This is a genomic window from Pustulibacterium marinum, from assembly GCF_900116665.1.
GTDB lineage: Bacteria > Bacteroidota > Bacteroidia > Flavobacteriales > Flavobacteriaceae > Pustulibacterium > Pustulibacterium marinum.
Genome location: NZ_FPBK01000015.1, coordinates 30,166 through 54,351 on the forward strand (window position 1 = coordinate 30,166; position 24,186 = coordinate 54,351).

Here is a 24,186-nt window from a genome sequence, read left to right on the forward strand (position 1 = left end):
AACTTTAATAACCAATGGGAGAAATTTTATCAATTATCGGAATGGGTGTAGGGCTTGTTCTGTTTTTGATAGTGGTATATTTTGCCATTATCGCAATGTTTTACAAAAAGGTACATCAGGGACAAGCCTTGGTACGTACCGGATTTGGAGGAACCAAAGTAGCAACCGACAAAGGTTTGTACGTGGTGCCGGTTTTCCACAGAGTGGAAGTAATGGATATTTCAGTAAAGAAAATTCAAATTGAACGTTTATCGCACGAAGGCTTAATCTGTAAAGACAACATGCGTGCAGATATCAAAGTAGCATTTTTCGTTCGTGTCAACAACGATGTTAATTTTATAAAGAAAGTAGCGCAAACCATTGGGGTTGCGAGAGCTTCTCGTATAGAAACTTTGGAAGATTTGTTTGAAGCAAAATTCTCAGAGGCCTTGAAAACCGTAGGGAAAAAGTTCGATTTTATTGAATTGTACGAAGCACGTCGTGAATTCCGTGATGAGATTGTAGACATCATCGGTACCGATTTAAACGGATATACCTTAGAAGATTGTGCTATTGACTTTTTAGAGCAAACGCCTATTTCGCACTTAAAAGCTGATAACATTTTAGATGCAGAAGGTATTAAAAAGATCACGGAGCTTACGGCAAATCAAAATGTAAAAGCCAACTTAATCAAACGTGATGAAGAGAAAACCATTCGCAAGCAAGATGTCGAAGCACGCGAAGCGATTCTGGCGTTAGACAAACAATTGGCTGAAAAAGAAGAGCAACAAAAACGTGAGATTGCCAACATCAAGGCTCGTGAAGAAGCAGAAACCTTGAAAGTAGCCGAAGAAGAGCGTTTAAAATCAGAATCTGCAAGAATTGCTACGGAAGAAAAAGTAAAAGTAGCCGAAGAAAACATGCAACGTCAAATCATTGTAGCTGCTAAAAATAAAGAGCGTACCAATGCTATTGAAAACGAGCGTGTAGAAAAAGACAGAATGTTAGAAGCTACCGAAAGAGAACGCGTGGTAACACTGGCTCAGATAGAAAAAGAGAAAGTAGTAGAGGTAGAGAAGAAGAACATTCAAGATGTGATCAGAGACCGCGTGATGTTAGAAAAAGGCGTGGTAGAAGAGCAAGAAAGCATGAAAGATATTGAAGCTTTCAAAACTGCTGATCGTGAGAAGAAAGTGAAGATTACCAATGCCGAAGCGAAAGCGCAGGAAGAATTGATCAAAACTATCAAAGAAGCTGAAGCGAAGAAAGAAGCAGCAAAACAACGTGCCGAAGAAATCAATATCGAAGCAATGGCGCGCAAAGAAGCCAGCGAAAAAGAAGCCGAAGCACGCAAAACATTGGCAGAAGCCAAAGCGAAAGAAGAAGCCATTATTGGTATGTCTGAAGCGCAGGTAATGCATGCAAAAGCAGATGCTAGCGAACGTCAGGGAATTGTAGATGCATCGATCATTGAGAAGAAAGCAAAAGCCGAAGCTGCAGGAATCGAAGCAAAAGCACAAGCCGAATTGAAAGAAGGAAAAGCACAAGCCGAAGTTATCAAAGACAAAGCCTTGGCCGATGCTGCCGGAATTGAAGAAAAAGCGGCTGCCATGAAGAAACTAGACGGTGTTGGTAAAGAACATGAAGAGTTCAAACTACGTTTAGATAAAGAATTACAGGTAGACTTGGCAAACATTAATATTCAAAAAGAGATTGCAGACGCACAAGCCTTGGTATTGAGCGATGCCTTGAAAAACTCGAAAATTGATATTGTGGGTGGAGAAACCATGTTCTTCGATCAAATTGTTGGACAAATTACCAGAGGTAAAGGAATCGACAGATTGGTACAGAACAGTGAAAACATTCAGCAAGTAAAAGATTCTATCTTAGGCAGCGATGACATTCAGGGAAACTTACTTGAAAAAGTAAAAGAGTTTTCTGCTAAGTATGGCATCTCTTCAGAAGACCTAAAGAACTTTACCATCGCTAATTTGTTGATGGATCTTAAAAAGAAATCTAACAGTGACAAAGAACACACCATGTTCAACAATTTGTTAAACCTGGCACAAGGCTTAGGATTGTCCGATAAAACTGTTGGAAGTATCAAAAGAGAACATTTAAAATAAGGGTTGGGGAATCCTGTTGCATGTTACGCCTGGCCTCCGGGTTGGGAGTAGCATGCTATATTTTGAATGTGAATACTAACAGGAAACTTTTAAAATCGAAAGTTTCCGTTTACCGTTATGAATTTACGTATGCAAGAAGAAGATAAAAAACAACCTGATGCGCAAGTGCTCGAAGGCGGAACCTATGAGATTATTCAGGGCCGTTTGCAAAAGCAAAAGCAGGATCTTCAGCAACGCTTACAACGGTTAAATGAAGATCGTAAAAAGGTATTTGGTTCGTTAGAAACCAAACTGTTGGCCAACAATCGCGTCAGTACAGAAAACAATTGTATTACCCGCGACATTGTTACCATAGAATCCTATTGCATTTTTGGCTATAATGTGCATTTCGGACTGCGAACAGAGATTACACTGTCCGATGTGTTCAGTATTTATCAGTACCAGGAGCAGCAATTTAAAACGGTGGATTTATCGTTGTTACAAGACGAAACCTTTATCACCGATTTTACGAATCTTTATAAATACTATCGCAATACCATATTTGCTAAGTTCTCTGTTATTGGGAATTACCTCTATATGGTGTTTCAATTAAGCGATAGTGTAACCGATATCAAAGCGTTTAAATGGTTGATCAAAGATGGGCAATTGCACTACATTGACAACCGAAGCGACCATGAGGTAAAATATCCTGCGCAGCACGAATTTAAATGGTTGGAAGCAGGCCGCGATAATCAGCGTTACGGCGAACATGCCCATGTTTCCATTTTAGATAAGGTTTTTGTAGAAACCATTGGTGGCGATCTTACCATTAAGGTGGAAGACAATACCAACGACGGACAAGGGATTTATTCCGAACCTGTTGAAATGGTAGATCAAACCCTGGATGACGGACAATTCCGTTATGCAGACTTGGGTAACTTGATTGCATTAGAGATCAAACCCTTTCAGGAGGCACCCCGCTATTTTGTCTACAATCACAAGATCAAAGAGGTGCAAAAGATTGAGAGCATCAAGGAAGCCGCCATCTTATTACCGGACGAACAGGGGATTATTTTCCCGAATGGCTATTATTTACAAACCGGAGAGTATCAGGTTTTTGATAGCGATACCGATAACCTGAAGTTTTTAAAACGCATTGCTTCGCCAAATGGGGAAGATTACCTGTTTGTGTTCTACGGAGCTGCTTTGGGCACTTATGTCCTCATGCAATACAACGTTATTGAGCAAACCGTGCAAACACCTATCATTTGTAATGGTTTTACCATTCATGGGAATGGTGAATTGTGCTACTTTAAACAGGAAGAAGAGCAAACCAAACACCACATGATGCAGATTTGGCAAACACCTTTCTTAAAAGGAGATATTATGCCGTCTCAGCATCAAGATACCTTGTTGTACAAGATAGGGAATAAGGATATTGTGCGTGCTATGGCCGAGTCTCAGGAGTTGATCAACTTGTTAAGCAAAGAAGATTCCTATAGCGGATTGTATGCAGACATTGCCAAGCTTTCCAAAGACATTTTAGATGCCTATTATTGGTTAACGGAGGAAGAAACCCAGCAATTAAAACTGCCCTTAGCAGAGATCAACAAAGCTGCGAATGCCGCTATTGATGAGTTTGCCAAAGTGGTACAATTAAAGAAGACTGCCGGAAAAGAAACCGAAGTATTACAAGGCAAAGCCGATGCTGTTTTTGGCAAGGTGAAAAGCACTTCCTTTAAATCGATTGACGATTTTGTGTTGTTGCTCAACCAATTGCGAACATTGCGTGGCGAAGCCATTGGTTTGTACGAGATCAGGTATGTAGATACGCAATTTATCAAAGGGATAGAGGAAGAAATCGCCGCACATACCCAAAAAATATCAGAGCGTTGTGTGCAGTTTTTGCTAGACGACAAAGCTTTGGCTCCATATCATGAAAGAGTAGCCGAAAAAGAGCAGCACTTAGCCGAAATTCACAAAGTAATCGATGCTAAAAAGCTGGAAGAAGAGGTAAATCAGATTGCGAACGATCTGGAGATGTTAATCGATATTGTTTCCAATCTTTCTATTGAAGATACTTCGCACTCTACCAAGATTATTGACAATATTTCGTTGATTTTCGCCACTTTAAATCAGTTAAAGGCGGGCATTAAAAACAAACGCAAGTCACTGGGTAGCAAAGAAGCCAAAGCCGATTTTGTAGCACAGTTAAAACTGGCCGATCAAAGTATCATCAATTACTTAGATATTGCTGATACGGTGGAGAAGTGTGATGAATTTCAAACGAAGATCACCATTCAGTTAGAAGAGCTGGAAGGGAAGTTTGCCGATTACGAAGAATTCATTGCACAGATCATTGAAAAGCGCGAAGAGGTGTACAATGCCTTTGAAGGCAGAAAAACCGCCATTGCAGAAAAGCGTAACAAAAAGAGTTTAGCGCTGGAGAATGCCGCCGATCGTATTTTAAAAGGAGTTGACAAACGAGCGCAAAGCTTGGGCAGCAACACCGAGATCAATGGGTATTTTGCTTCGGATTTAATGGTGAACAAGTTGCGCGATATTGTGCAGCAGTTAAAAGAATTAGACGATACCGGAAGGGCCGAAGAAATAGAAACCAAGCTAAAAGTGGCCCGCGAGGATGCCTTACGCAAGTTAAAAGACAAACTTGAGTTGTACGAAGACGGTGATAAGGTGATCAAGTTTGGGAAACATAAGTTTGGGGTTAACAAGCAGGTGTTAGACCTTACCATTGTGTACAAAAATAATAGTTTGCAGTACCATTTAACCGGAACCGACTTTTACGAAACGGTAACCGACAAAACCTTGTTGAATTCCCGCCAGTTATGGGAACAGGAATATATTTCGGAGAACAATGCCGTGTATCGTAGTGCCTATTTGGCGTATAAATTGTTTACCAGCATTCCTTCCGAAGTCTTGGAAAACGCTACTTCCGAAGAATTGTTAAAGATAGTGCAGGAAGAGAGCAGCAGTAATTATTCCGAAGGGTATATCAAAGGCGTGCACGATGTTGATGCAGCCGCTATTTTGGAAACCTTGGTGAAAAAGCATGCCAAATTGGGCTTGTTAAGCTTTGATCCGCAGGTGAGAGCCGCTGCACAATTCTTTTGGCATAGTTTAGATACCGAAGTACAACAGAATTATGACGAATTACTCAAAGCTTCGGGCGCTGTACTCAGCATTTTTCCGGAGTCTAGAGAGTATGAGTTCTTATTGTTAGAGCTTACAGATTATATAGCTGATTTTTCGGTGGAATCTGGTTTGTTTGCTGAAGAACTCAGCGCTGAGGTGGCTACGTATTTGTTTGACGAACTCAAAACTGATGCTACGTTTATGGTCAGTGGCGATGCTTTGAAGCTAAAAGAAGATTTTCTAAAAGCTTTACAAAGCAAACAGGCCGACCTTCAGTTTAGAAACAGTTATGAGAAGCTCAGCAACTTTGAAGCGCAGGTACGTTTGGTGCGCCAATGGGTAACTTCCTTCATCAAATCGCATCAAAATGAATATGATGTGGCGTATGCTGATGAGGTGGTGTGTACTTTGTTGTTTGATACCAAAGCGGTACAGAAAAACACCTATGCGCCAGCCACTACGGTGATAGAAGGACTGAAGGGAGACCATGCCAGCATTAACGATGGTGTGTATGCGTTCAATTACCATGCGTTCACGCGTTTGTTGGCTACGTATGTGGCCGAAACAGTGCCGGCATTTCAGGAATTTAAAAAGGCAAAACACGAAGTCACCGAAACTTTGAAAGCCGAACTGAAATTACAAGAGTTAAAACCTAGAGTATTGACGTCTTTTGTGCGTAACAAGCTCATAGACCAGGTATACTTGCCGTTGTTTGGCGATAATTTGGCCAAACAATTGGGTACGGTGGGCGATAACAAACGTACCGACCGTATGGGAATGCTCTTATTACTGTCGCCACCCGGATACGGAAAAACAACCTTGATGGAATACATGGCCAACCGTTTGGGCTTGGTGTTTATGAAGATTAACGGACCCGCTATTGGTCATGAAGTAACCTCGGTAGACCCGGCATCGGCTACTAATTCTGCGGCACGCGAAGAGTTAAAGAAACTCAACCTTGCTTTAGAGATGGGCAACAATGTAATGCTGTATTTAGATGATATTCAGCATTGCAATCCGGAGTTTTTACAGAAGTTTATTTCGCTTTCCGATGGTACCCGTCGTATAGAAGGGGTGTACAAAGAGAAACCCAAAACCTACGACCTGCGTGGGAAGAAGTTTTGTGTAATTATGGCCGGAAACCCGTATACCGAAAGCGGTGAAAAGTTCCGTATACCCGATATGTTGGCCAACCGTGCCGATATTTACAATCTGGGTGACATTATTGGCGATACCGCACATTTGTTTAAACTTAGTTTGATAGAGAATGCGTTGACATCGAACCCGGTGTTGCAGCAATTGAGCAGTAAGTATTTTGACGATGTGTACAAATTGCTAGATAAGGTAGAAAACAAAAATCTGGAGGTGCAACTAGAGGGCAACCACACCACGCAAGAGATAGAAGAGTACGTAGCGGTGATAGAAAAGGTGGTTACCATACGCAATACGGTGTTAAAGGTGAACGAAACCTATATAAAATCGGCTGCGATGGAAGACGAATACCGTACCGAACCTTCGTTTAAACTGCAAGGCTCGTATAGAGATATGAACAAACTGGTAAGCAAGGTAGTACCTATTATGAATGAGGCCGAATTGCAGCGCCTGTTGCTATCGCATTACGAGAGTGAGTCGCAAACCTTAACCTCGGCTGCCGAAGCCAACCTGTTAAAGTACAAAGAACTCATAGGTGAGCTCAATACCACCGAGCAAGACCGTTGGGACAGTATTAAAGTAACGTTTCAGAAAAACAACAAGCTCAAAGGCTTTGGAAACCAAAACGAAATGGCACAAGTACTTACCCAAATGATGGCTTTTACCGATAATCTGGAAGGCATTAAAAAAGTATTAGAACAAGGACTCAAAAACGAGTAACCTACTATACACAAAACCCCTTTGCTATAACTAGTAAAGGGGTTTTTTATGGTTTGTTATTACTTATATTTCTACGGTTATGAAGTATTTGCTATCTTTTCACAGCATTTTTTAGGAATACTATTTCATAACTAACACTTACTAACGCTAGGCTAGATAAAAGAATGTGTAGAAGTTTTGTAAATGGATTCTTGATTAAAAATACATTATGGTAACTCATGTGCATTTTCATAATCTTCTTGTGTAATGGTAAATTCATAGGTATGCCCTTCTGTATTGATGAATTTTTCTGAAGTAGTCCAGGGCCAATTTTCATTTCCAAAACCTAAGGATTCATCTCCGCCAATGCTAGTGATGTATCCTTTTCCATTAGGAAATACAAATTGTATAGAATCTATACCGCATATACCATAACCAGCAAAACCAATATCTTCATATAAACATTCCTGACCTTTTTCTCCGGCTTGTAAAGAAGTAGTATTTATATCTGTACTATTTTCATAGGTAATAACTTCTAAAACTTCGGAACTATTATTTTTAATAAATAATCTATAATATTCATATTTACCTTTTTGAGAACAAGAAGAAAGTACTCCTAAAAGAAGTAAATAAAAGATTGGTAGTATACTTTTTAATCGCATATGTTATACATGTATTGGTTAAATAATTCATTTATGGCAGCATCATCATTTCCATTAATATTCATTATACGTTTTTTCCATCCGTCAATACCTCTTGAGATATTGAGTGCTGATTGAATTTGAGATAGAGTATAACCAGAAACATTATCAATAGGTTGTACTCCACTCCAAAATCCTGGTGTATTTTGGTTAAGGTTATCTATTAAATCTACTACAATTGGAGTATACTCGTCAATATCAGCAATAGTTAGAGTTTGTAAACGGTCATTATGGTTTGTTAACCCAGCATTGAATAAATTAGCGTTATTTTGAGCTTGAGTAGAAACATAATTATTAGAAAGTTGATTGTATCTGTCATTTGTTAAAATAGTTTCTGCGCCTTCTGCCCAGCTTTCTGCCATAGGTCCTATTCGTTCACATGATGGCCAATTAGCAAAGAAATTTCGATCTAGTCTATAATGACTAGCATGTGTCATTTCATGAACTACAGTTCCATATATTCTATCACTACCAGCATATGTGCCTTGACTTTTTCTTCCAACTCGTATTTCTGAATAAAATGATAAAAGAGGAATAAATGGTATTTGTCCATTAGGGTTTATATCTAAATGATTGGATTGCCCTATTGTATTATTGAATTTAGCACTTATTCGTAACCAACTTTGATTTGGTTTTTTTAACCCAAATGTATTGACTGCTCTAGAATAATAATCATATGCTGCATTATGAACTAATGCATAAAAATGACTTCTAACCCCTGTATTATTAAAATCCTGATACCAACATTTTCTTTTATACTTACGATGACCTCTATGTCTTGCATCCCAAAATATTGTACCTGCTTTCACTTTAAAACGTTTATCTGAATTTCTAAAGTAAACAGCGTATTTCACTCTTTTTGTTCTTGTGCTTGATGTTTGAAAATCTCCATTATTATTGGTGTATGCTTTACGTATCACCAACCAACCCCATTTACGTACTTTAACTCTTGCTCCTGCTACACCTATGTTTTGGTTTAGAACATCTTCTCTAACTGTAATTCTACCACAAGGATTCCATTTTCTTCTTCTTCCAAATAGTCTAGATTCTTGTATATTATCTAGCTCATTTGGTTCTAGTTCATAGTTTATTTGTACATCTTTAACTTTTAATCCTAATCTTTTTAAATCATCATATGTTAATTTTTCACTAGGATCATTTAAAAAATATGTATGTTCAAATTTTTCATCTTCTTCTAGATTATCAGATATTTTTAATGCTTCTGTATTAAGATCTTCATAAAAATCAAGAATTTGTTCTTCTGTAGTAGATGGTGAATCTCTAATTTCATCTTCCTTAGTAAAATGGAGATTATCAATTATTGTATATGGAACATTTGTAGGTATTGTATAATTTATAGGTACAACAGAATAGTAAGCTGTAAATGTACTATCAATAGTTCTAGGATCTAAATAAACAGAACCTTCACTTATTACTTCATATTCAAAAGGTTCATCAGATACGGCTAATATAGTATCATTAATGATTTTATTATATTGAATACTATCTTGAGGTTGAAATTTTACATATAAATGTGTTCTATTTATATTGTAATATCCATTTGGGTGTTTTATAGCAGTAGGGTTTTTTAAAAGGTTTTTATAAGCATTAGACATATTTTCAGTAGAACAAGGTATTTCTTTTTTATTACCTAGCACAGTAAATTTGCCATCCCCACTTGTCCCTCGAGCAAACTCACTATTATATTGTGATGTGTAAGTGGTTGTATCTTCATAGATATCATCTTGATTACAAGATATTATTAAACCTAATTGTAATAGGAGTAAAATAAAAATAAATTTAAGTTTTTTTATTGTTTTATTTATTAGTTAATAATAAGTTTTACAAATGTAAGTATAAATGTGTTAAATTAACGTTTCTTTAATATTATTATACGTAAAAACTTATTTTACAACGTAGTCTATTGAGGTGAGGTGAGTGAGTTAAATCCTATATATAATTATACAATTTTTACCCTAAAACGTACCAATAAAAAACCGCTGCATACACAAGGCATACAGCGGTTGGGTTGGGTAGGGATTAAGGCGCTACTATGCTGGTAATGGGTGCATAGTATACTTTATCACTCGCGTTGCGGTAGGCTGCCGAAACATAATAGGTAACCCCACTGGTGAGTCCGGTGATTTCTACACTGGTTTGCTTGCTAGAGACTTGTTGCATCTTAGCCGGATCGGTAATCGTAGAATCATCGGTATAGGCAAACACATAAAAGTCGGCTTGTTTTAAATTAGTTACCTGCACTAAAATGCTGCCTTTGGCTTTGCCCACTTGCACCGATACAAATTCCGGGGCGTTTAATGGCTTGCTAGGTTCGGGAGTCTTGGCTAACGGAAACCCGCTGCTTTGTAGTTTGTCTTTATCGCCATAAGCTTGCAGATTTACCATACTGGCTAGTTGGCGCAAAAGGTCTAAAACTTCAGCACGGGCATTGTTTTTAGCAGTAGTATTGGTGCGCGTACCATTAGGACTTAGTGTATTGTACAAATCTAAATAGGTGGCATCGGCCGTAGCTAAATTTGTAAGCATACCTTCCGCCAAAGTAAAATTGGTATTACCGGTAAGGTTGCTAAGAATATGATTCGCAAACGGACTTACTTCGGCATCTTTTAAATAAAAATAACTTATTAATACTTTATAGTTTTTCATCATTTTTAAGTTGTAAAATTGATATTATATGTTGTTTTGATAAAGAGTATAGTGTAGTTGCCAACAGGCAAATACAGCTTAGCCCAAGCCAAATGGTTTTGGTTGAGAGGTCCATGCGTTTGCTACACATAGGCTAGTACATATAGAATCAGCAGTAGTGCTTTTAGCTTATAATTGTCTGTTATAAGCGATCACTTTTTTGGCTAAAGCGATCACTTTTTTGGCTAAAGCGATCACTTTTTTGGCTAAAGCGATCACTTTTTCGGCTAAAGCGATCACTTTTTTGACTAAAGCGATCACTTTTTTGGCTACAGCAATCACTTTTTTGACTAAAGCGATCACTTTTTCGGCTACAGCAATCACTTTTTTGGCTACAGCAATCACTTTTAAGCCTAAAGCACTTCTTTTTTACTGTACTACTACCTATGCTAGCAGTGTGTTGTTACTACGTAGTATTCTTATATATATAGACCAATTTCCCCGTGAAGAAATTGTGATGAAAATACAAAGTGGATGCTGCTATACAATCGTTTTTGCATCCATCTGCATAGCGTTGGGGAGTGGGCTATGTAAGGTTCGTAATGTTAACCTGTCAGTAAGTGTTTGACAGTTAATGTATTATTTTCTCAATATATAACTTTTTTTTATACGATTTACATGGCATTTAAAAAAAAGTAAAAAAATACGTAGGGTGCTAAGGGTAGGGCTAGGGTAGCTCGTGTGGCTTTTAGTGGAACCATCTGTAGACATAGCTACTAACAAAAACCCCTCATATATTACTTACATGAGGGGTTGGTATAGGGTATCCTTGTTAGGATTACGATATTCTTTTAGACATGATCATAACGCTAGGTCCTTGATGAGCAGCCGCTTTTTTGGCTGGTTTGCGTAGTTCTATCAATACGCTATGTTCGTGTACTTCGTTAGGGGTTATTACACACAATTTTTCAATGTTGATAGTGTCATACAACGAACTTTCTGCAATGGCAATGGCTTGCGTAACGTCGGTATCAGACGGTAATGGTAACCAAAGCGATACCTGGCCTAATGGTCTTAGTACGCGGTGTAGCTCGTTTAAATAAACCGATAATGAATTAGGATATGATAAATCCGGATCAAAACTGATTACACGGTGAAAAAAATTGTTGACGTACGGAATTTCTATTCCATCAAAATGATCAAAACAAATTCTTTTCTTTTGTGAAGGTTGTGTATAAGTAGCTTCTATGTCGGTAAGGTCAATAGCATCATTTTCCAATCCAAAATATCCTGATGAAGGATGTTCCAAAACCATGTTTACGGCAGGGTATTTGGCAAAATAAGGTTGTAGCACGCGTTCTTTAGGTGCTAAGGCAATCGCCGTTTCTAATTGTTCCTGCAAGGCTGCCCAGGTAATTTGTTGATAAGCGGTAGCAGGGGGAATTACTGTTGTCATTAAAATAATTTAAACTTTTTAAATGGTTATATGAGTTGTTGGATTGGTTTTGTGAATAGTGAACGTTTTAGAAAACGTTATATTGTTTAAAGTTTTGCGGGCGCAAAAATATAAAAAGATCCCTTTAGTTTGAAGTTAACTATTTGTTATAGCCAAAAATTTGCTGTATAAAGTGGTAGTGTTATGTGAATCAAATTGTTAAAAAGGTATTTTATTGCTAAAGGAATGCCCGAAAGCCTGTAAAAAACCTAGTGTAAATAAAACGTTACATAACAAAAAACGCTAGCCAAGCATTTTTGATGCGTATTTTTTGCAAGCACATAACAGCTATTGGATGGCTGCTGTTTTTTGAAGTTCTTGTTGTTTCTTATGAATGGCTGCTACCTATGCTGGGGACTATTGTTAGATGTTGTAGGGTTGGTTTCCTATAAGCGTGGTACTAGTTGGTGGATGTTCTTGAAAAGAAAAGCTTTATTTTTATAAAAAGAGAAAGCAGCGCTACAAAGTAGGTATAGCGCCGCTTTAAAAACAAATTACTCACTCCACGTGGTAATGTCTTAGGGCATGTTCTTGTTGCCTGTGACTGCTAAAGCTAGAGACTCTTTTTAGGTAGCCAATAATGCGAGTAGCATGGTCTATGTCTTTAGATTCGCAACTAGGGCAGCGGTGCAAGGTACGTTTGTCTATGGTGCCACAGGTGTTGCAAATGGTGATTTTTACGTTGAAACAAAAATAGTTGCATCCGGCTTTGGCAGCAGCGGTGATGAGTTTTAAAAATCCGTGGGCATTGGGGTAGGCTTCGAGGTTTAAATGCAAGGCCGATCCGCCATCTAAATAGGCAATCATGTCTTTGCCGTGCAAAAACATTTTGTCGAGGATGTTTAGTTCTTCATTTTCTACTGGATAGAAGTACGAATTGTAACAGTCTCGTTGCACTTGGTAACCGTCTTCTTTATCCCAACGGGCATTTTTAACGCCTAGGTTTTCCGCCGGAACAAATTCAGTATTGAATAAATATCCATAAGTAGCTTTGGCTTCTTTATTGGCGTTGTAGATTTTCTGTAACTGATGGCGCACAAAATCTTTATAATCCGGATTATTAGTAGCGGCAATGCCTAGGCTTTCGGCAGCTTCTACCATTCCGTTAACACCAATGGTTAGAAACTGTTTGTCTAAATGAATAAATCCGGCATCGTAGACAGGGAGCATTCCAGCATTTTTGTAAGATTCTATTAGTTTTCTATACGCTACTTGGTATTTATGAATCTTTTTAACCTCTACGCCCAAGTCTTTTCCTTGTTGTAGCATTCGGTTTACATTCATGGTAATCACGTTGATAGAACCTGTAGCCACGCCACCAGCTCCTAAGGAATAACTAAAGGTGTTGTCGGCAATTTCATTACGCAATCTACAGCAAGACGCCAAACTATCGGCACTTTCTGATTGATAAATGAAGAACGAATTACCTTCGCTAAGTTCTTTGGCACAAAACTGCGCAAAATGGGTGTCGGCAGGTTGTCCCTCTTTAATCAGCATGGCCGCTGTGACTACCGGAAAGGTGAGGAGTGCTTTGTTTCGTTCGGCATTGAACCACTCCATAAAGAAGCGTTGCAAAGCAGCCAGACTTTCCCAGTTAGGTCGGGTTCCGTTCGGGAACACAAAATCTTGAAACATGCTTTCAAAATAGAAACTATCATAAATAGAGATGTTCCAAAAAACCGATTGGTAGCCACGGGCCGCTGCTGGTTGGTTAATGGCATACACTACGTGTTGCAAATGGTTTGCTATGGTGGTAGTATTGGTGGTTAAGTAGGCATCACCATAGTCTTTTCGGGCAAAAAAGTCAAAATATAATAAAAACTCAACCGTTGCTAAGGCTCCGGCAAATTGTGAGCTTACAGCAAACACCAAATTGACAAACTCTCCGCAAAAGCTTTCCAAATGTTGCGGTGCTTTGCTTTCGCCTCCAATTTTGGTGAGTCCGTCTAACAAAAACGGATACATGCTAATAGAAACGCAGTAGGGTTTTAAAGAGGTTTCGTCATGTATGTAGATTTCGTGGTTTTCTATTTGTCGCAAGTATTCCTGAGCCAGTTCACTGCCAAACAATTCGGCAATTTTGTTGTGTACCAATTGTCGGTTTACTTGTATGTTAATGTCTTTGTTCAACTCGGCCTCCATCGTGGCAATGTTCTTCGAGGTAACATTGGCGTTGGCGTCTACGCTAGAGCCATCGGCAGCGTTGTTGGCTTGTAAATACTGTTCAATAAACGCAATCTTTTTATTGACTTGTTCGGTGCTTAATCTTATCATGAGCAATGAATAAATGATTTAACTTTTTTCCTGTGGAAACTTCAATAAATTGTTGATTGGTTTTGGTATTGTTAAGTCCGCCCAGGTTTGGTATCCATGGACCAAGCTTTACGTAGGTAAGTTGTTGTAATATCATTGGGGCTACGGAGTTTTCTCCGGTATATAAACAGGTAGCATAGCCTAGTTGGCGTGCTTCTTTTAAATAATTGATAAGCGTTTCGGGGTGCCATTCGCCTCCCATAAAGAGTATACAACTGGCAAAACCCTGGTATTGTTGTAAAAGTTTTTGATAGTGGGGCGCAGTTAATAGTTTTCCGGATCCTGCTTTCCAGGTATGTGGCGAATGGCAGCCCATACAGCGTAACGGACAGCCCGTAATACTGAAACACAGACTGATTTCGCCCGGAACTTCTTGATGAACAACATCTATATGTGCATACCGCATTGGCATAACGCTACTTTTGCTTTTTGAAACCTTATTGACCGCAAGCCATGCATTATCCCGAAACATGAATTGCTACTGTAATAAGGCAGGTCTTCTGACTTGCATAAGCTTTGGCGTCTTCCCACCCTTATTAAAAGGATAGTGACAACAGTAGAGGCCAAGCTTTGTGATAGCTTACAGCTGCGGGAACAGTTTGGGAGTTACACCCAATTCCCTTTTCATTTAACACCCCCGAAAAGAGCTGTTAAAACCTTACTACAGCTTAAAGATACAAACTAAAAAAGCCGGGGCGTTTCTAATAGGGATGGAGTTATAAACCGAGTTGTAAACAGTAGCGTCAATTTCTTTGGCCACAAAGAGTTATCCCTTTTCCAGAAAACGAGTCAATGATTTTTGTTAGATTTCAGGAGTAGTGAGGTGTTTTTTATAAAAGTATGGGTTAAGCTTGCTATTCAATCAGCACTTTAAAAGTCTTAGTGGTGGTAGCAGTAGTGATCTGCACTATATAAGTTTGTGGTGCCAATGGTAGATCAAAAGGTTGAATGCCTTCTGGAATCCTGATATCCTTATAAACAAATTGTCCTTGCAGGTTGTACACCTGTATCGTTGCCGGAGTGGGAGATTTGACAAAAAAATGCCCGTTAGAAGGGTTTGGATATAGTTGAATGGAAGTGCTTTCTGCAAAAGAATCCAAGGCCAACACAGTATTGTTCAGTTGATACGAGAGATCGTAAGACCAAATAATATCTGGTAACGTGTCATTATTAAGATCTGCTGTAGTTACTTCCGAAATAAGATCTTCGGTATCTTGTACAGTGGTGGTTGTAAAATTACCATCGCCGTCGTTTGTAAACAAAACCACATCAAATTCTTCAGAAATGATGATGTCTATAGCGCCATCATTGTTAAAATCTGCAATTTCTCCATTGTAGATTTGAACACCACTATCACTAACAATTTGAGAAGTAGTAAAGTTATTGTTGCCATCATTGGCATACCATTTTACACCATCGTTGATATGATCTGCAATAATAAGATCGGTATCACCATCGCCATCAACATCGGCGCCACGAATCAAAAAAGAATCGGACTGGTTGATACTGCTGTTAGAAAGGGTAGGGTTGTAAGTAATGGTGCCTTCATTATTTTTGTAGACAGAAGTGTTGCTTCCGCCGGTTATAATATCCAGGTAACCATCAGCATCAATATCGGTAGTGGTTACTTCTATAAAATCTTCTATCATTGGATGTGAAATTGCTTCCATAGTAAAATTAGCATTGCCATCATTGTAAAGTACTTTGATAGTATCTCCTGCCACAGCAATAATATCTAGGTCATTATCATTATCTATATCTGCCGTAGTAATATCACTATCAAAAAAGAACCAGGTATCCAAGACGGTTTCGGTAAAACTAAGATTGTTATTGATGAATATTTTTAGTTCGTTATTAGCATCGCCTATAGACACTACATCTTCCCAGCCATCGTTGTTAAAATCTCCTACGGCTATTTGTGTATAAATGGTAAAACCTGCATCTAAAGAGGTTTCAGGGCCAAAATTCCCTTCGCCATCATTAAGGTAATAGGTGATAACATCACTACTTATTTTCTTTACTACCAAAAGATCCATAAAGGAATCATTGTTGAGATCTGCTGGTTTAATGTGGGTAACTAAGTGACTATCTTCTTCAACAGTTACAGGTGCGCTGAATTGTGCGTAGCCTTGGCAAAGAAAGCCAAAAAGGAATAGGGGTAGAATTTTTTTCATGATGATATATAACGTTTGGATGATTGATTTATAGGATAAAAATAATAGATTTCTTACGAATTTAATAGTGGTAAACGTTAGAAAAATTTTATACGAGTTAATTTTGACACAAATGGTAGATGGTTTGACCTAAATTGAAAAGTTGTTTTGTATTGAAGCATAAATAGGAAAATAAGGATTCGGCAAATTTTATAAGGTTATTTTTTTTCAATTGAGTATAAAAAACAGTACTTTCAGTTTTTTAAACTAACCTACAAAACAGCCATGAACCGAACGAAATTCTGTGAACTTTGCGAACTTCAAAAAATGGATTTCCACAAAGGCTCACGATGCGGAGTCACCGATGCATTACCTACTTTTACAGGCAACTGTCCTAAAATTGTTTTGCAAGATAAATTTCAGAATAAATTAAAGGAAGTAAATGTTCAGTATACCAAAGAATCAAACTTTGCGCCCTATGCGTATACCTATTTTTTCATCTTTGTAGCCGTAGGTTTAGCGATAATTCTTGGTGGAGTATATATGATGGTCTATTTATGGGATCATGCCATTATCTCAACAGGACCTATTTCTGTGATGGTAATTGGCGCCATTCCTTTAGGTATGGCATTTGCGGTGTACAATGGCCACAGAACCCGTATGAAGATTAACAAAAGAAAGAAACAGTTGGTAGACGAGGTTTTAAAAGAATATCGGATTACCTATGATTACACCGTTAAATTTGGGAAGAAGATTCATGGCGATGAAGAGGTTTTTGTGGACTTTCAATTACAAGGCGGTAACGGCATTACATTTCCCAAGAAGATCAAAGAATCCTATTTTTTAAAGAAAGAAGCGCACGTTCCATTATACAATTAGAAATTGATATGAAATTCACCGCAGCCATTTTTATTTTGAAGGATGCTTTAGAAATAGAGTTCTTACTTTTTGAACAGTATGGTCTTCAATAAAACGAATGGTATCTAAATCTTTGTTTCTAAAATGAAGCTCCCACGGATAAAATTCTCCATAAGGAAGGATACTGTCTCTATGTTTTTGATAGCAGATTGTTACGCTGTCTTTTTGTGCAGTGCTTATGGTTTGTAAAGAATCATTTATATAGACCTTGAAACTATGGAAATATGTTACTTTCCAATGTTTGTTGGCATTTGGATGGTAGCCTATTTGTTCAAGTGGAGAATGGTCAAGAAGAAGCACGTAATGATCCATATTGTAATGATGAACCGCAATTTCTATAGCTTCTTTTTGCTGTAGAAGTTCGTTATGCTCATTAAGATATATATCCAGAAGTGTTTTGGTTTTGAGATTTAGTGTTGTAGTAGCATAAGTAGTATTGTAATGATTACAAGAAGAATTTGTAGAACAGCTGATTAATACCAAACAAATAATTAGATAATTTAATATGGAGAAGCGATACATACCTATATTATCGAGTAAAATAGTCAGTCAAACGGTTCACAACCTTATCTACACTATTTGTTAGGTGATTGAAGTATTTGTCAATAGCTATGTATTGAATTACTGAGATTGATTGTTTGATCACGTTCATGCATTAAAAGTAATGAAAATATGTATATTTCTTTATACAGTTAAGGTTGTCCACACTCATTTTTTTCTTACCTTGAATTCAAACTTTCCAGGTGTGGTTTTAGGTCACGCATAGTCTTTAATTTTTAACTTTTCTACTTGAGATGTCCCGTAGATACCCCGTGTATCTCCCGTATATGTCCCGTGTTTTAAATAATGGGCAACCCATCCGCTACCGAACCGCAATACATGGGACGCCATGGCCAAAAGTAGCTAAGCCCAATGATAGCAAGTGGTGGGAGCATTACAAATTGTTTTGGTAGCCAAATAAAGCTAAAGAGAGTATCAAGAAGTGAAAGAACAAACCTTCGGAAAGAATCCCAATCAGCATGAAGACGAAGCAGAGAATTAATAACTGTTGGGAATGTAAAAATCACAGTGCATAATAGGAATGGTGTTATGTAAATAAATTCGCCAATGTTCATATGTTTTTTTGTATTTTAGAAGACTACTAAACCTAATTCTATGCAAAAAGGAATCATTTTATCCGTCCTAAGCCTTACATTTGCGGCTTCGTGTACAACAAAAAATTCTACAACACCTATGAAGGATATACAAGCTCCTGTAGCAAAAAAGATTCCTGAAACTTTAGAAATTCACAACGATCAACGTATAGATAATTATTTCTGGATGCGTCTTTCAGACGAGCAAAAAGCAGCTGAAACACCCGATGCACAAACACAAGATGTGTTAGATTATCTGAATGCTGAAAATGATTATACAGATAGCATTACTGCGCATACCAAGGATTTTCAGAAAGACTTGTTCGAGGAAATGAAAGGGCGTATCAAAGAAGCAGACGAATCGGTTCCTTATAAGTTCAACGGCTATTGGTATGTGACCAAATACGAGGAAGGCAAAGATTATCCTATTTACACCCGTAGAAAGGAAAGCATGGATGCTGAAGAAGAAATTTTGTTTGATTGTAACGAAATGGCCGAAGGGCATGCGTATTTCCGTTTGAGTGGTATCAATATCAGTCCGGATAACAAATATGCAGCGTTTGGAATTGATACGGTGAGTAGACGTATTTATACTATTCAAATTAAGAATTTAGAAACAGGCGAAGTATTGCCATATAAGATTGAAAATACCACAGGTGGAAGCACTTGGGCCAATGATAATAAAACCTTATTCTTTACTCGTAAAGACGCACAAACTTTACGCTCTAATCAGATCTTTAAATACAAATTAGGGGAAGACCCAACAAAGGCGGAATTGATTTTTGAAGAGACTGATGAAACTTATTACGCTTTTGTGTACAAGACCAAATCGAAGAAGTTTTTAGTGATTGGTTCTACAAGTACCATGACTTCAGAATATCAAATTTTAGACGCGAATAATCCAGATGGCGAGTTTAAGATTTTCCAACCGAGAACCCGAGGTATGGAATATAGCATTTCGCACTATGATGATACCTTCTATGTAGTGACCAATGCAGATGGCGCAACCAACTTCAAACTGATGAAAACTCCGGATACCGCTACCGAAAAGGATAACTGGGTAGAGGTAATTCCGCATCGCGAAGATACCATGTTGGAAGATATTGATATTTTCAAAGACTTTCTTGTGGTAAGCGAGCGCACCAATGGCTTGAACCGTATTCACATTCAACGTTGGGATGAAACTGCAGCGTATTATTTACCGTTTGATAACGAAACGTATACCGCATATACGACCACCAATATTGAGTTTGATACGCAAACATTACGCTATGCCTACAACTCATTGACCACTCCAAGTTCGGTAATCGACTTTGATATGGTGACCAAAGAAAAGACGGTTAAAAAAGAACAGGAAGTACTAGGAGGGAAGTTTGATAAAGAAAATTATGCTTCGGAAAGAGTATGGGCTACAGCCGAAGATGGTACGCAAATCCCTATTTCGTTAGTCTACAAAAAGGGAATCAAAAAAGATGGTAGCACACCGTTACTACTATACGGATATGGTTCGTATGGTTCTACGATTGACCCTTATTTTTCTACCGTGCGTTTGAGCTTGTTAGACCGTGGATTTATCTACGCCATTGCACACATTAGAGGAGGAGAATACTTAGGACGTCAATGGTACGAAAACGGAAAATTGTTAACCAAGAAAAATACGTTTACCGACTTTATAGACTGCGGAAAATATTTAGCCGAACAACACTATTCGTCTCCAGCACATATGTACGCCATGGGAGGTTCAGCCGGTGGATTGTTGGTAGGAGCAGTGATCAATATGGCTCCCGATTTGTTCAATGGAGTTATCGCAGCCGTGCCGTTTGTAGATGTAGTTTCAACTATGTTGGATGAATCGATTCCATTAACTACCGGAGAATTTGACGAATGGGGAAATCCAAAAGATGAGGAATATTATCACTACATCAAATCGTATTCTCCGTATGATAATGTAGAGGCAAAAGCCTATCCTAATTTATTAGTGACTACTGGGTATCATGATTCACAGGTGCAATACTGGGAACCGGCTAAGTGGGTTGCTAAGTTAAGAGAGTTAAAAACAGACGACCATATTTTGTTGTTAAGAACTAACATGGAAGTCGGTCATGGCGGGGCTTCCGGACGTTTTGAAGCACTCAAAGAAGTAGCCGAAGAATATGCCTTCTTATTAGATTTGGAAGGAATATCAGAATAATTTAAAAAATATTAATTACATTTGCCTGTTGTGTGGTTTTAAAAAATGATGAAAATTTAAAACAACATCCCTAACAAATACAATATGGAACATAAGATAGATGCTTATAACAACGTATTAGAGCTGGTAGGAAACACTCCTTTAATCAAACTTAGCAAACTCGCTTCAGAAATTCCAGGTAACTTCTATGCTAAGGTTGAGGCTTTTAATCCGGGGCACTCTTCAAAAGACAGAATAGCACTTCATATTATTGAAGATGCTGAAAGAAAAGGAATTCTTAAACCGGGAGATACTATTATAGAAACTACTTCAGGAAACACAGGTTTTAGTGTAGCCATGGTAAGTATCATTAAAGGGTACGACTGTATTTTAGCAGTAAGCTCTAAATCTTCTCCTGATAAAATAGACATGCTAAGAGCTATGGGCGCTAAAGTATATGTTTGTCCTGCAAACGTAAGCGCAGACGATCCAAGATCGTACTACCAGGTAGCGAAAAGAATGCATGAAGAATTGAAAGGTTCTGTGTACATCAATCAATATTTTAATGATTTGAACTTAGATGCACATTACCAATCTACAGGTCCTGAGATTTGGAATCAAACTAAAGGGCAAATCACGCACTTAATTGCTTGTAGTGGAACAGGAGGAACTATCTCTGGTACTGCTAAATATTTGAAAGAGCAAAACAAAGATGTAAAAGTGATTGGAGTAGATGCGTATGGTTCTGTATTGAAAAAGTACCACGAAACACGCGAGTTTGACAGAGGCGAAATTTACCCATACCGTATTGAAGGTTTAGGTAAAAACTTAATTCCTACAGCAACTGATTTTGATGTAATAGATAAATTTATCAAAGTTACTGATGAAGAAAGTGCACATACTGCAAGAGAAATTTCGAAAACAGAAGGACTTTTTGTAGGATATACTTCAGGAGCTGCTTTCCAAGCTATTAAACAATTAGCAGAAGAAGGAGAGTTTGATGAAAATAGTGTAGTAGTAGCTATTTTTCCAGATCATGGTTCTCGTTACATGAGTAAAGTGTACAGTGATAAGTGGATGGCAGATCAAGGTTTCTTTGATAGCAAAAACATCGAAGAAGAACAAAAAATAGAATACATTAAGTAATCAACCGATTACGAAAAGATATGAAAAAGCAACCTATATAGGTTGCTTTTCTTTTTAGTGAAAAAATGTATCTTTAGCGTATGAGCCAGACCTATATTTCTTTAGAAACTGAAAGATTGTTGTTAACGCCTTCTTCTCTAGACGATGCAGCATTTATGCTTACGTTGTTAAACACGCCTAAATATATTCAGTTTATTGCAGACAGAAATGTACGTACCTTAGACGATGCAGCAGCATATGTAAGAAACAGAATGCTTCCACAACTAGAGAAATTAGGGTTTTCAAACTTCACGGTAAGTCTTAAAGAAGATGGAACCAAAATAGGCAGTTGTGGCTTATATGAGCGCGAAGGTTTGGAGATTCGCGATATAGGATTTGCATTTCTACCGGAGTATGAAGGAAAAGGCTATGCGTATGAGGCGGCTAATGCCGTAAAAAAAGCTGCTTTTGAAACCTTTCATCAACGAGCTATCTGTGCAATAACGACAAGAGAAAACAAGAGCTCCCAAAAACTCATAGAACGATTAGGATTAACATTTCAGAAGATTGTTCGTATCCCAAATGATCCGGAAGACTTGTTGTATTATGAGTTTACAGCCGCAGATTACCGTTAAGTATTGACTTTAAAACTACCTGTAGCAGCATCAAAAACGATGAGGTCTTCAGGGAATAGTTTTGCAAAACTACCCTCCGTGATCAAGTTACAAGGTTGATCTATCACAAAATCATCTGCTGTGAGCACCATCATTTGATCACATAGTTGAATAGCCAATGTAACCTCGTGTGTAGAGAACAAAATAGTTTTTTGAGTCGTATGAGCTACTTCTTTAAGCAATTTCATAATATAGGCTTTGTGGTAAACGTCTAGATGGGTGGTAGGCTCGTCTAGCACAATTATGTCAGTATCTTGTGCTAAAGCTCTTCCTAACAGCACTTTCTGTAATTGACCATCACTTAGTTCAGTACATTTTCGTGTTGCTAAAGACTCTAGTCGGAGTAATTGCAATACTTCTTTTACTTTTGCTTTGTCCGCAGTGCTAAGTGTTCCTATCCAATTGGTATAAGGTTGTCTTCCTAAAGCAATAATCTCTGCAACGGTAAGGTTACTGGGCGGAATACTCTCGGTAAAAACAATGCTCAATACTTTAGAAAGCGCTGTAGCATCGTAGGTATGAATAGATTTTTGCTGAATATTGATGGTTCCTTGTAGGGGTTTAAGCGTGCCACAAATGGTTTTCAATAAGGTAGATTTTCCAATCCCATTAGGTCCTACTAAGGCTATGAGATTTCCTTTTGCCAGTTGAAAATTGATGTTTTTCGCAAGCGTAGTCTTTTCCTTTTTATGCAGGTAACCAATGGAAAGATTGGTAGCTTTCATGGTGATTTCATTCGCCTCCATTACAAAACAATTTTACGTTTACGCATTAATAGCCAAATAACAACGGGAGCCCCTACAATAGAAGTGATGGCGTTGATAGGTAAAGTAAGTTCACTACCCGGCAATTGCGCAATGCTATCACAACACAATACAATAATAGCTCCCACCAATGCTGTAGCAGGAATAAGTATGCGATGATCTGCCGATTTAAAAATGAGCCGGGTAATATGCGGAACGGCCAATCCAATGAAGGCAATAGGCCCGGCAAAAGCAGTAATGCTACCAGCTAATAAACTAGTTGCAAGCATCACTAACAGTCGAATATTTTTGATAGCAACTCCCATACTTTTAGCGTATTGCTCACCCAATAGCAAAGCATTAAGACCTTTGATACAAAATACAGCCATTAACAGCCCCATCAAAATGATCAAAGCAAAAAGACTAACTTGTGTCCAGCTAAGATCGCCAAGACTTCCTAAACTCCAAAAGACATATTGCTGAAGTTTCTCCATACTTGCAAAAAAGGATAGAATGTTCACTACCGCAGCGGTGATACTGCCAAACATCAATCCTATGATCAAAATAGCCATGGTATCTCTAATGTTTCTGGCTGCTATTAAAATAGCAACTAAAACAAGAAAACTCCCTAAACTAGCTGCAATAGCCAAAGAAACCGTAGCATTTAAAAAAGAAAAACCAATCAAAGAACTGCCCATCACTAAAAGTGCTACTCCTAAACTAGCTCCAGAACTAATACCAAGTACAAAAGGTCCGGCTAGTGGATTTCTAAAAAGTGTTTGCATTAGTAGTCCTGAAATAGACAAACCAAAGCCAACCAAAATAGCCGTGATGGCTTTGGGTAAACGATAATGAATAATAATATGTTCCCACGTTTTTTTGGAAGCATCTTGTCCTAAGAGAATATGACCTATATCACTCAACGGAATCTTTACAGAGCCAAGACTAATATTAACTAACAAAGCAGCCATGAGTCCCGTAACTAGTAAAATGAAGATGATTTTGTATGATGTTTTTGGATGCAATG

General features: G+C 38.1%; 17 protein-coding genes and 1 riboswitch. Of the genes, 6 read left to right on the forward strand and 11 right to left on the reverse strand.

The window, feature by feature from the left end; genetic code table 11:
- Positions 1–14 precede the first annotated feature (14 nt).
- Entirely contained in the window at positions 15–2,105 is a 2,091-nt protein-coding gene (locus BM383_RS15925) for a flotillin family protein (RefSeq protein WP_093026143.1), read from the forward strand.
- A 117-nt stretch (positions 2,106–2,222) separates the two neighbouring features.
- Positions 2,223–7,109, forward strand: a complete 4,887-nt coding sequence (locus BM383_RS15930) for a DNA repair ATPase (protein ID WP_245766605.1) — start codon at positions 2,223–2,225, stop codon at positions 7,107–7,109.
- 206 nt (positions 7,110–7,315) lie between these two features.
- On the opposite strand, the gene BM383_RS15935 is transcribed toward BM383_RS15930, so the two are convergent.
- The 8 genes from BM383_RS15935 to BM383_RS15970 form a co-directional block, all read right to left on the reverse strand.
- The gene (locus tag BM383_RS15935) at positions 7,316–7,750 is read right to left on the reverse strand and encodes a hypothetical protein (RefSeq protein ID WP_093026144.1); all 435 of its coding nucleotides are present in this window, start codon (positions 7,748–7,750) and stop codon (positions 7,316–7,318) included.
- On the reverse strand, positions 7,741–9,405 hold the full coding sequence (locus tag BM383_RS15940; protein WP_177229148.1) for a hypothetical protein: 1,665 nt from the start codon (positions 9,403–9,405) through the stop codon (positions 7,741–7,743). The genes BM383_RS15935 and BM383_RS15940 overlap by 10 nt, the downstream gene beginning before the upstream one ends.
- Positions 9,406–9,829: 424 nt before the next feature.
- Positions 9,830–10,456 (reverse strand): hypothetical protein, encoded by a 627-nt coding sequence (locus tag BM383_RS15945; RefSeq protein WP_093026146.1) that lies wholly within the window; start codon positions 10,454–10,456, stop codon positions 9,830–9,832.
- Between the two features lie 168 nt (positions 10,457–10,624).
- Positions 10,625–10,840 carry a hypothetical protein gene (locus BM383_RS15950; protein WP_093026147.1) on the reverse strand — a complete coding sequence of 72 codons (216 nt, stop codon included), beginning with the start codon at positions 10,838–10,840 and terminating at the stop codon, positions 10,625–10,627.
- 433 nt (positions 10,841–11,273) lie between these two features.
- Complete coding sequence (locus BM383_RS15955; RefSeq protein ID WP_093026148.1) at positions 11,274–11,891, reverse strand: hypothetical protein; 618 nt, start codon at positions 11,889–11,891, stop codon at positions 11,274–11,276.
- 537 nt (positions 11,892–12,428) lie between these two features.
- Positions 12,429–14,204, reverse strand: coding sequence for an anaerobic ribonucleoside-triphosphate reductase (nrdD, locus tag BM383_RS15960; protein ID WP_093026149.1), 1,776 nt, complete (start codon positions 14,202–14,204; stop codon positions 12,429–12,431).
- Positions 14,173–14,655 carry an anaerobic ribonucleoside-triphosphate reductase activating protein gene (gene nrdG / locus BM383_RS15965; protein WP_093026185.1) on the reverse strand — a complete coding sequence of 161 codons (483 nt, stop codon included), beginning with the start codon at positions 14,653–14,655 and terminating at the stop codon, positions 14,173–14,175. The genes nrdD and nrdG overlap by 32 nt, the downstream gene beginning before the upstream one ends.
- 61 nt (positions 14,656–14,716) lie before the next feature.
- Positions 14,717–14,919, reverse strand: a riboswitch (cobalamin riboswitch).
- A 178-nt stretch (positions 14,920–15,097) separates the two neighbouring features.
- Entirely contained in the window at positions 15,098–16,417 is a 1,320-nt protein-coding gene (locus BM383_RS15970; protein WP_093026150.1) for a T9SS type A sorting domain-containing protein, read from the reverse strand.
- 264 nt (positions 16,418–16,681) lie between these two features.
- On the opposite strand from BM383_RS15970, the gene BM383_RS15975 reads away from it, so the two are divergent.
- Positions 16,682–17,275, forward strand: coding sequence for a hypothetical protein (locus tag BM383_RS15975; protein ID WP_143106446.1), 594 nt, complete (start codon positions 16,682–16,684; stop codon positions 17,273–17,275).
- Between the two features lie 30 nt (positions 17,276–17,305).
- Here the strand turns inward: BM383_RS15975 and BM383_RS15980 are convergent, their stop codons facing one another.
- Positions 17,306–17,797 carry a hypothetical protein gene (locus BM383_RS15980; RefSeq protein WP_093026152.1) on the reverse strand — a complete coding sequence of 164 codons (492 nt, stop codon included), beginning with the start codon at positions 17,795–17,797 and terminating at the stop codon, positions 17,306–17,308.
- A 750-nt stretch (positions 17,798–18,547) separates the two neighbouring features.
- On the opposite strand from BM383_RS15980, the gene BM383_RS15985 reads away from it, so the two are divergent.
- From BM383_RS15985 to BM383_RS15995, 3 genes are all read left to right on the forward strand, one after another.
- Positions 18,548–20,638 (forward strand): S9 family peptidase, encoded by a 2,091-nt coding sequence (locus BM383_RS15985; protein ID WP_245766606.1) that lies wholly within the window; start codon positions 18,548–18,550, stop codon positions 20,636–20,638.
- Between the two features lie 84 nt (positions 20,639–20,722).
- Positions 20,723–21,763 carry a cysteate synthase gene (locus BM383_RS15990; RefSeq protein ID WP_093026154.1) on the forward strand — a complete coding sequence of 347 codons (1,041 nt, stop codon included), beginning with the start codon at positions 20,723–20,725 and terminating at the stop codon, positions 21,761–21,763.
- 80 nt (positions 21,764–21,843) lie between these two features.
- The gene (locus BM383_RS15995) at positions 21,844–22,377 is read left to right on the forward strand and encodes a GNAT family N-acetyltransferase (RefSeq protein WP_093026155.1); all 534 of its coding nucleotides are present in this window, start codon (positions 21,844–21,846) and stop codon (positions 22,375–22,377) included.
- Here BM383_RS15995 and BM383_RS16000 read toward each other — a convergent pair.
- Positions 22,374–23,162, reverse strand: a complete 789-nt coding sequence (locus tag BM383_RS16000; RefSeq protein WP_093026156.1) for an ABC transporter ATP-binding protein — start codon at positions 23,160–23,162, stop codon at positions 22,374–22,376. The genes BM383_RS15995 and BM383_RS16000 overlap by 4 nt on opposite strands.
- On the reverse strand, positions 23,162–24,184 hold the full coding sequence (locus BM383_RS16005) for an iron ABC transporter permease (RefSeq protein WP_245766607.1): 1,023 nt from the start codon (positions 24,182–24,184) through the stop codon (positions 23,162–23,164). The genes BM383_RS16000 and BM383_RS16005 overlap by 1 nt, the downstream gene beginning before the upstream one ends.
- Positions 24,185–24,186 lie beyond the last annotated feature (2 nt).

Excerpts from the sequence above, each read along its gene's own strand:
- BM383_RS15945 (WP_093026146.1), bottom strand. The coding sequence starts at position 10,456 with ATGAAAAACTATAAAGTATTAATAAGTTATTTTTATTTAAAAGATGCC.
- BM383_RS16000 (WP_093026156.1), bottom strand. The coding sequence starts at position 23,162 with ATGGAGGCGAATGAAATCACCATGAAAGCTACCAATCTTTCCATTGGT.
- BM383_RS15955 (WP_093026148.1), bottom strand. The coding sequence starts at position 11,891 with ATGACAACAGTAATTCCCCCTGCTACCGCTTATCAACAAATTACCTGG.
- nrdG (WP_093026185.1), bottom strand. The coding sequence starts at position 14,655 with ATGCCAATGCGGTATGCACATATAGATGTTGTTCATCAAGAAGTTCCG.
- BM383_RS15975 (WP_143106446.1), top strand. The coding sequence starts at position 16,682 with ATGAACCGAACGAAATTCTGTGAACTTTGCGAACTTCAAAAAATGGAT.
- BM383_RS15930 (WP_245766605.1), top strand. The coding sequence starts at position 2,223 with ATGAATTTACGTATGCAAGAAGAAGATAAAAAACAACCTGATGCGCAA.
- BM383_RS15995 (WP_093026155.1), top strand. The coding sequence starts at position 21,844 with ATGAGCCAGACCTATATTTCTTTAGAAACTGAAAGATTGTTGTTAACG.
- BM383_RS15940 (WP_177229148.1), bottom strand. The coding sequence starts at position 9,405 with ATGTCTAATGCTTATAAAAACCTTTTAAAAAACCCTACTGCTATAAAA.
- BM383_RS15985 (WP_245766606.1), top strand. The coding sequence starts at position 18,548 with ATGAAGGATATACAAGCTCCTGTAGCAAAAAAGATTCCTGAAACTTTA.
- BM383_RS15970 (WP_093026150.1), bottom strand. The coding sequence starts at position 16,417 with ATGAAAAAAATTCTACCCCTATTCCTTTTTGGCTTTCTTTGCCAAGGC.
- nrdD (WP_093026149.1), bottom strand. The coding sequence starts at position 14,204 with ATGATAAGATTAAGCACCGAACAAGTCAATAAAAAGATTGCGTTTATT.
- BM383_RS15925 (WP_093026143.1), top strand. The coding sequence starts at position 15 with ATGGGAGAAATTTTATCAATTATCGGAATGGGTGTAGGGCTTGTTCTG.
- BM383_RS15990 (WP_093026154.1), top strand. The coding sequence starts at position 20,723 with ATGGAACATAAGATAGATGCTTATAACAACGTATTAGAGCTGGTAGGA.
- BM383_RS15935 (WP_093026144.1), bottom strand. The coding sequence starts at position 7,750 with ATGCGATTAAAAAGTATACTACCAATCTTTTATTTACTTCTTTTAGGA.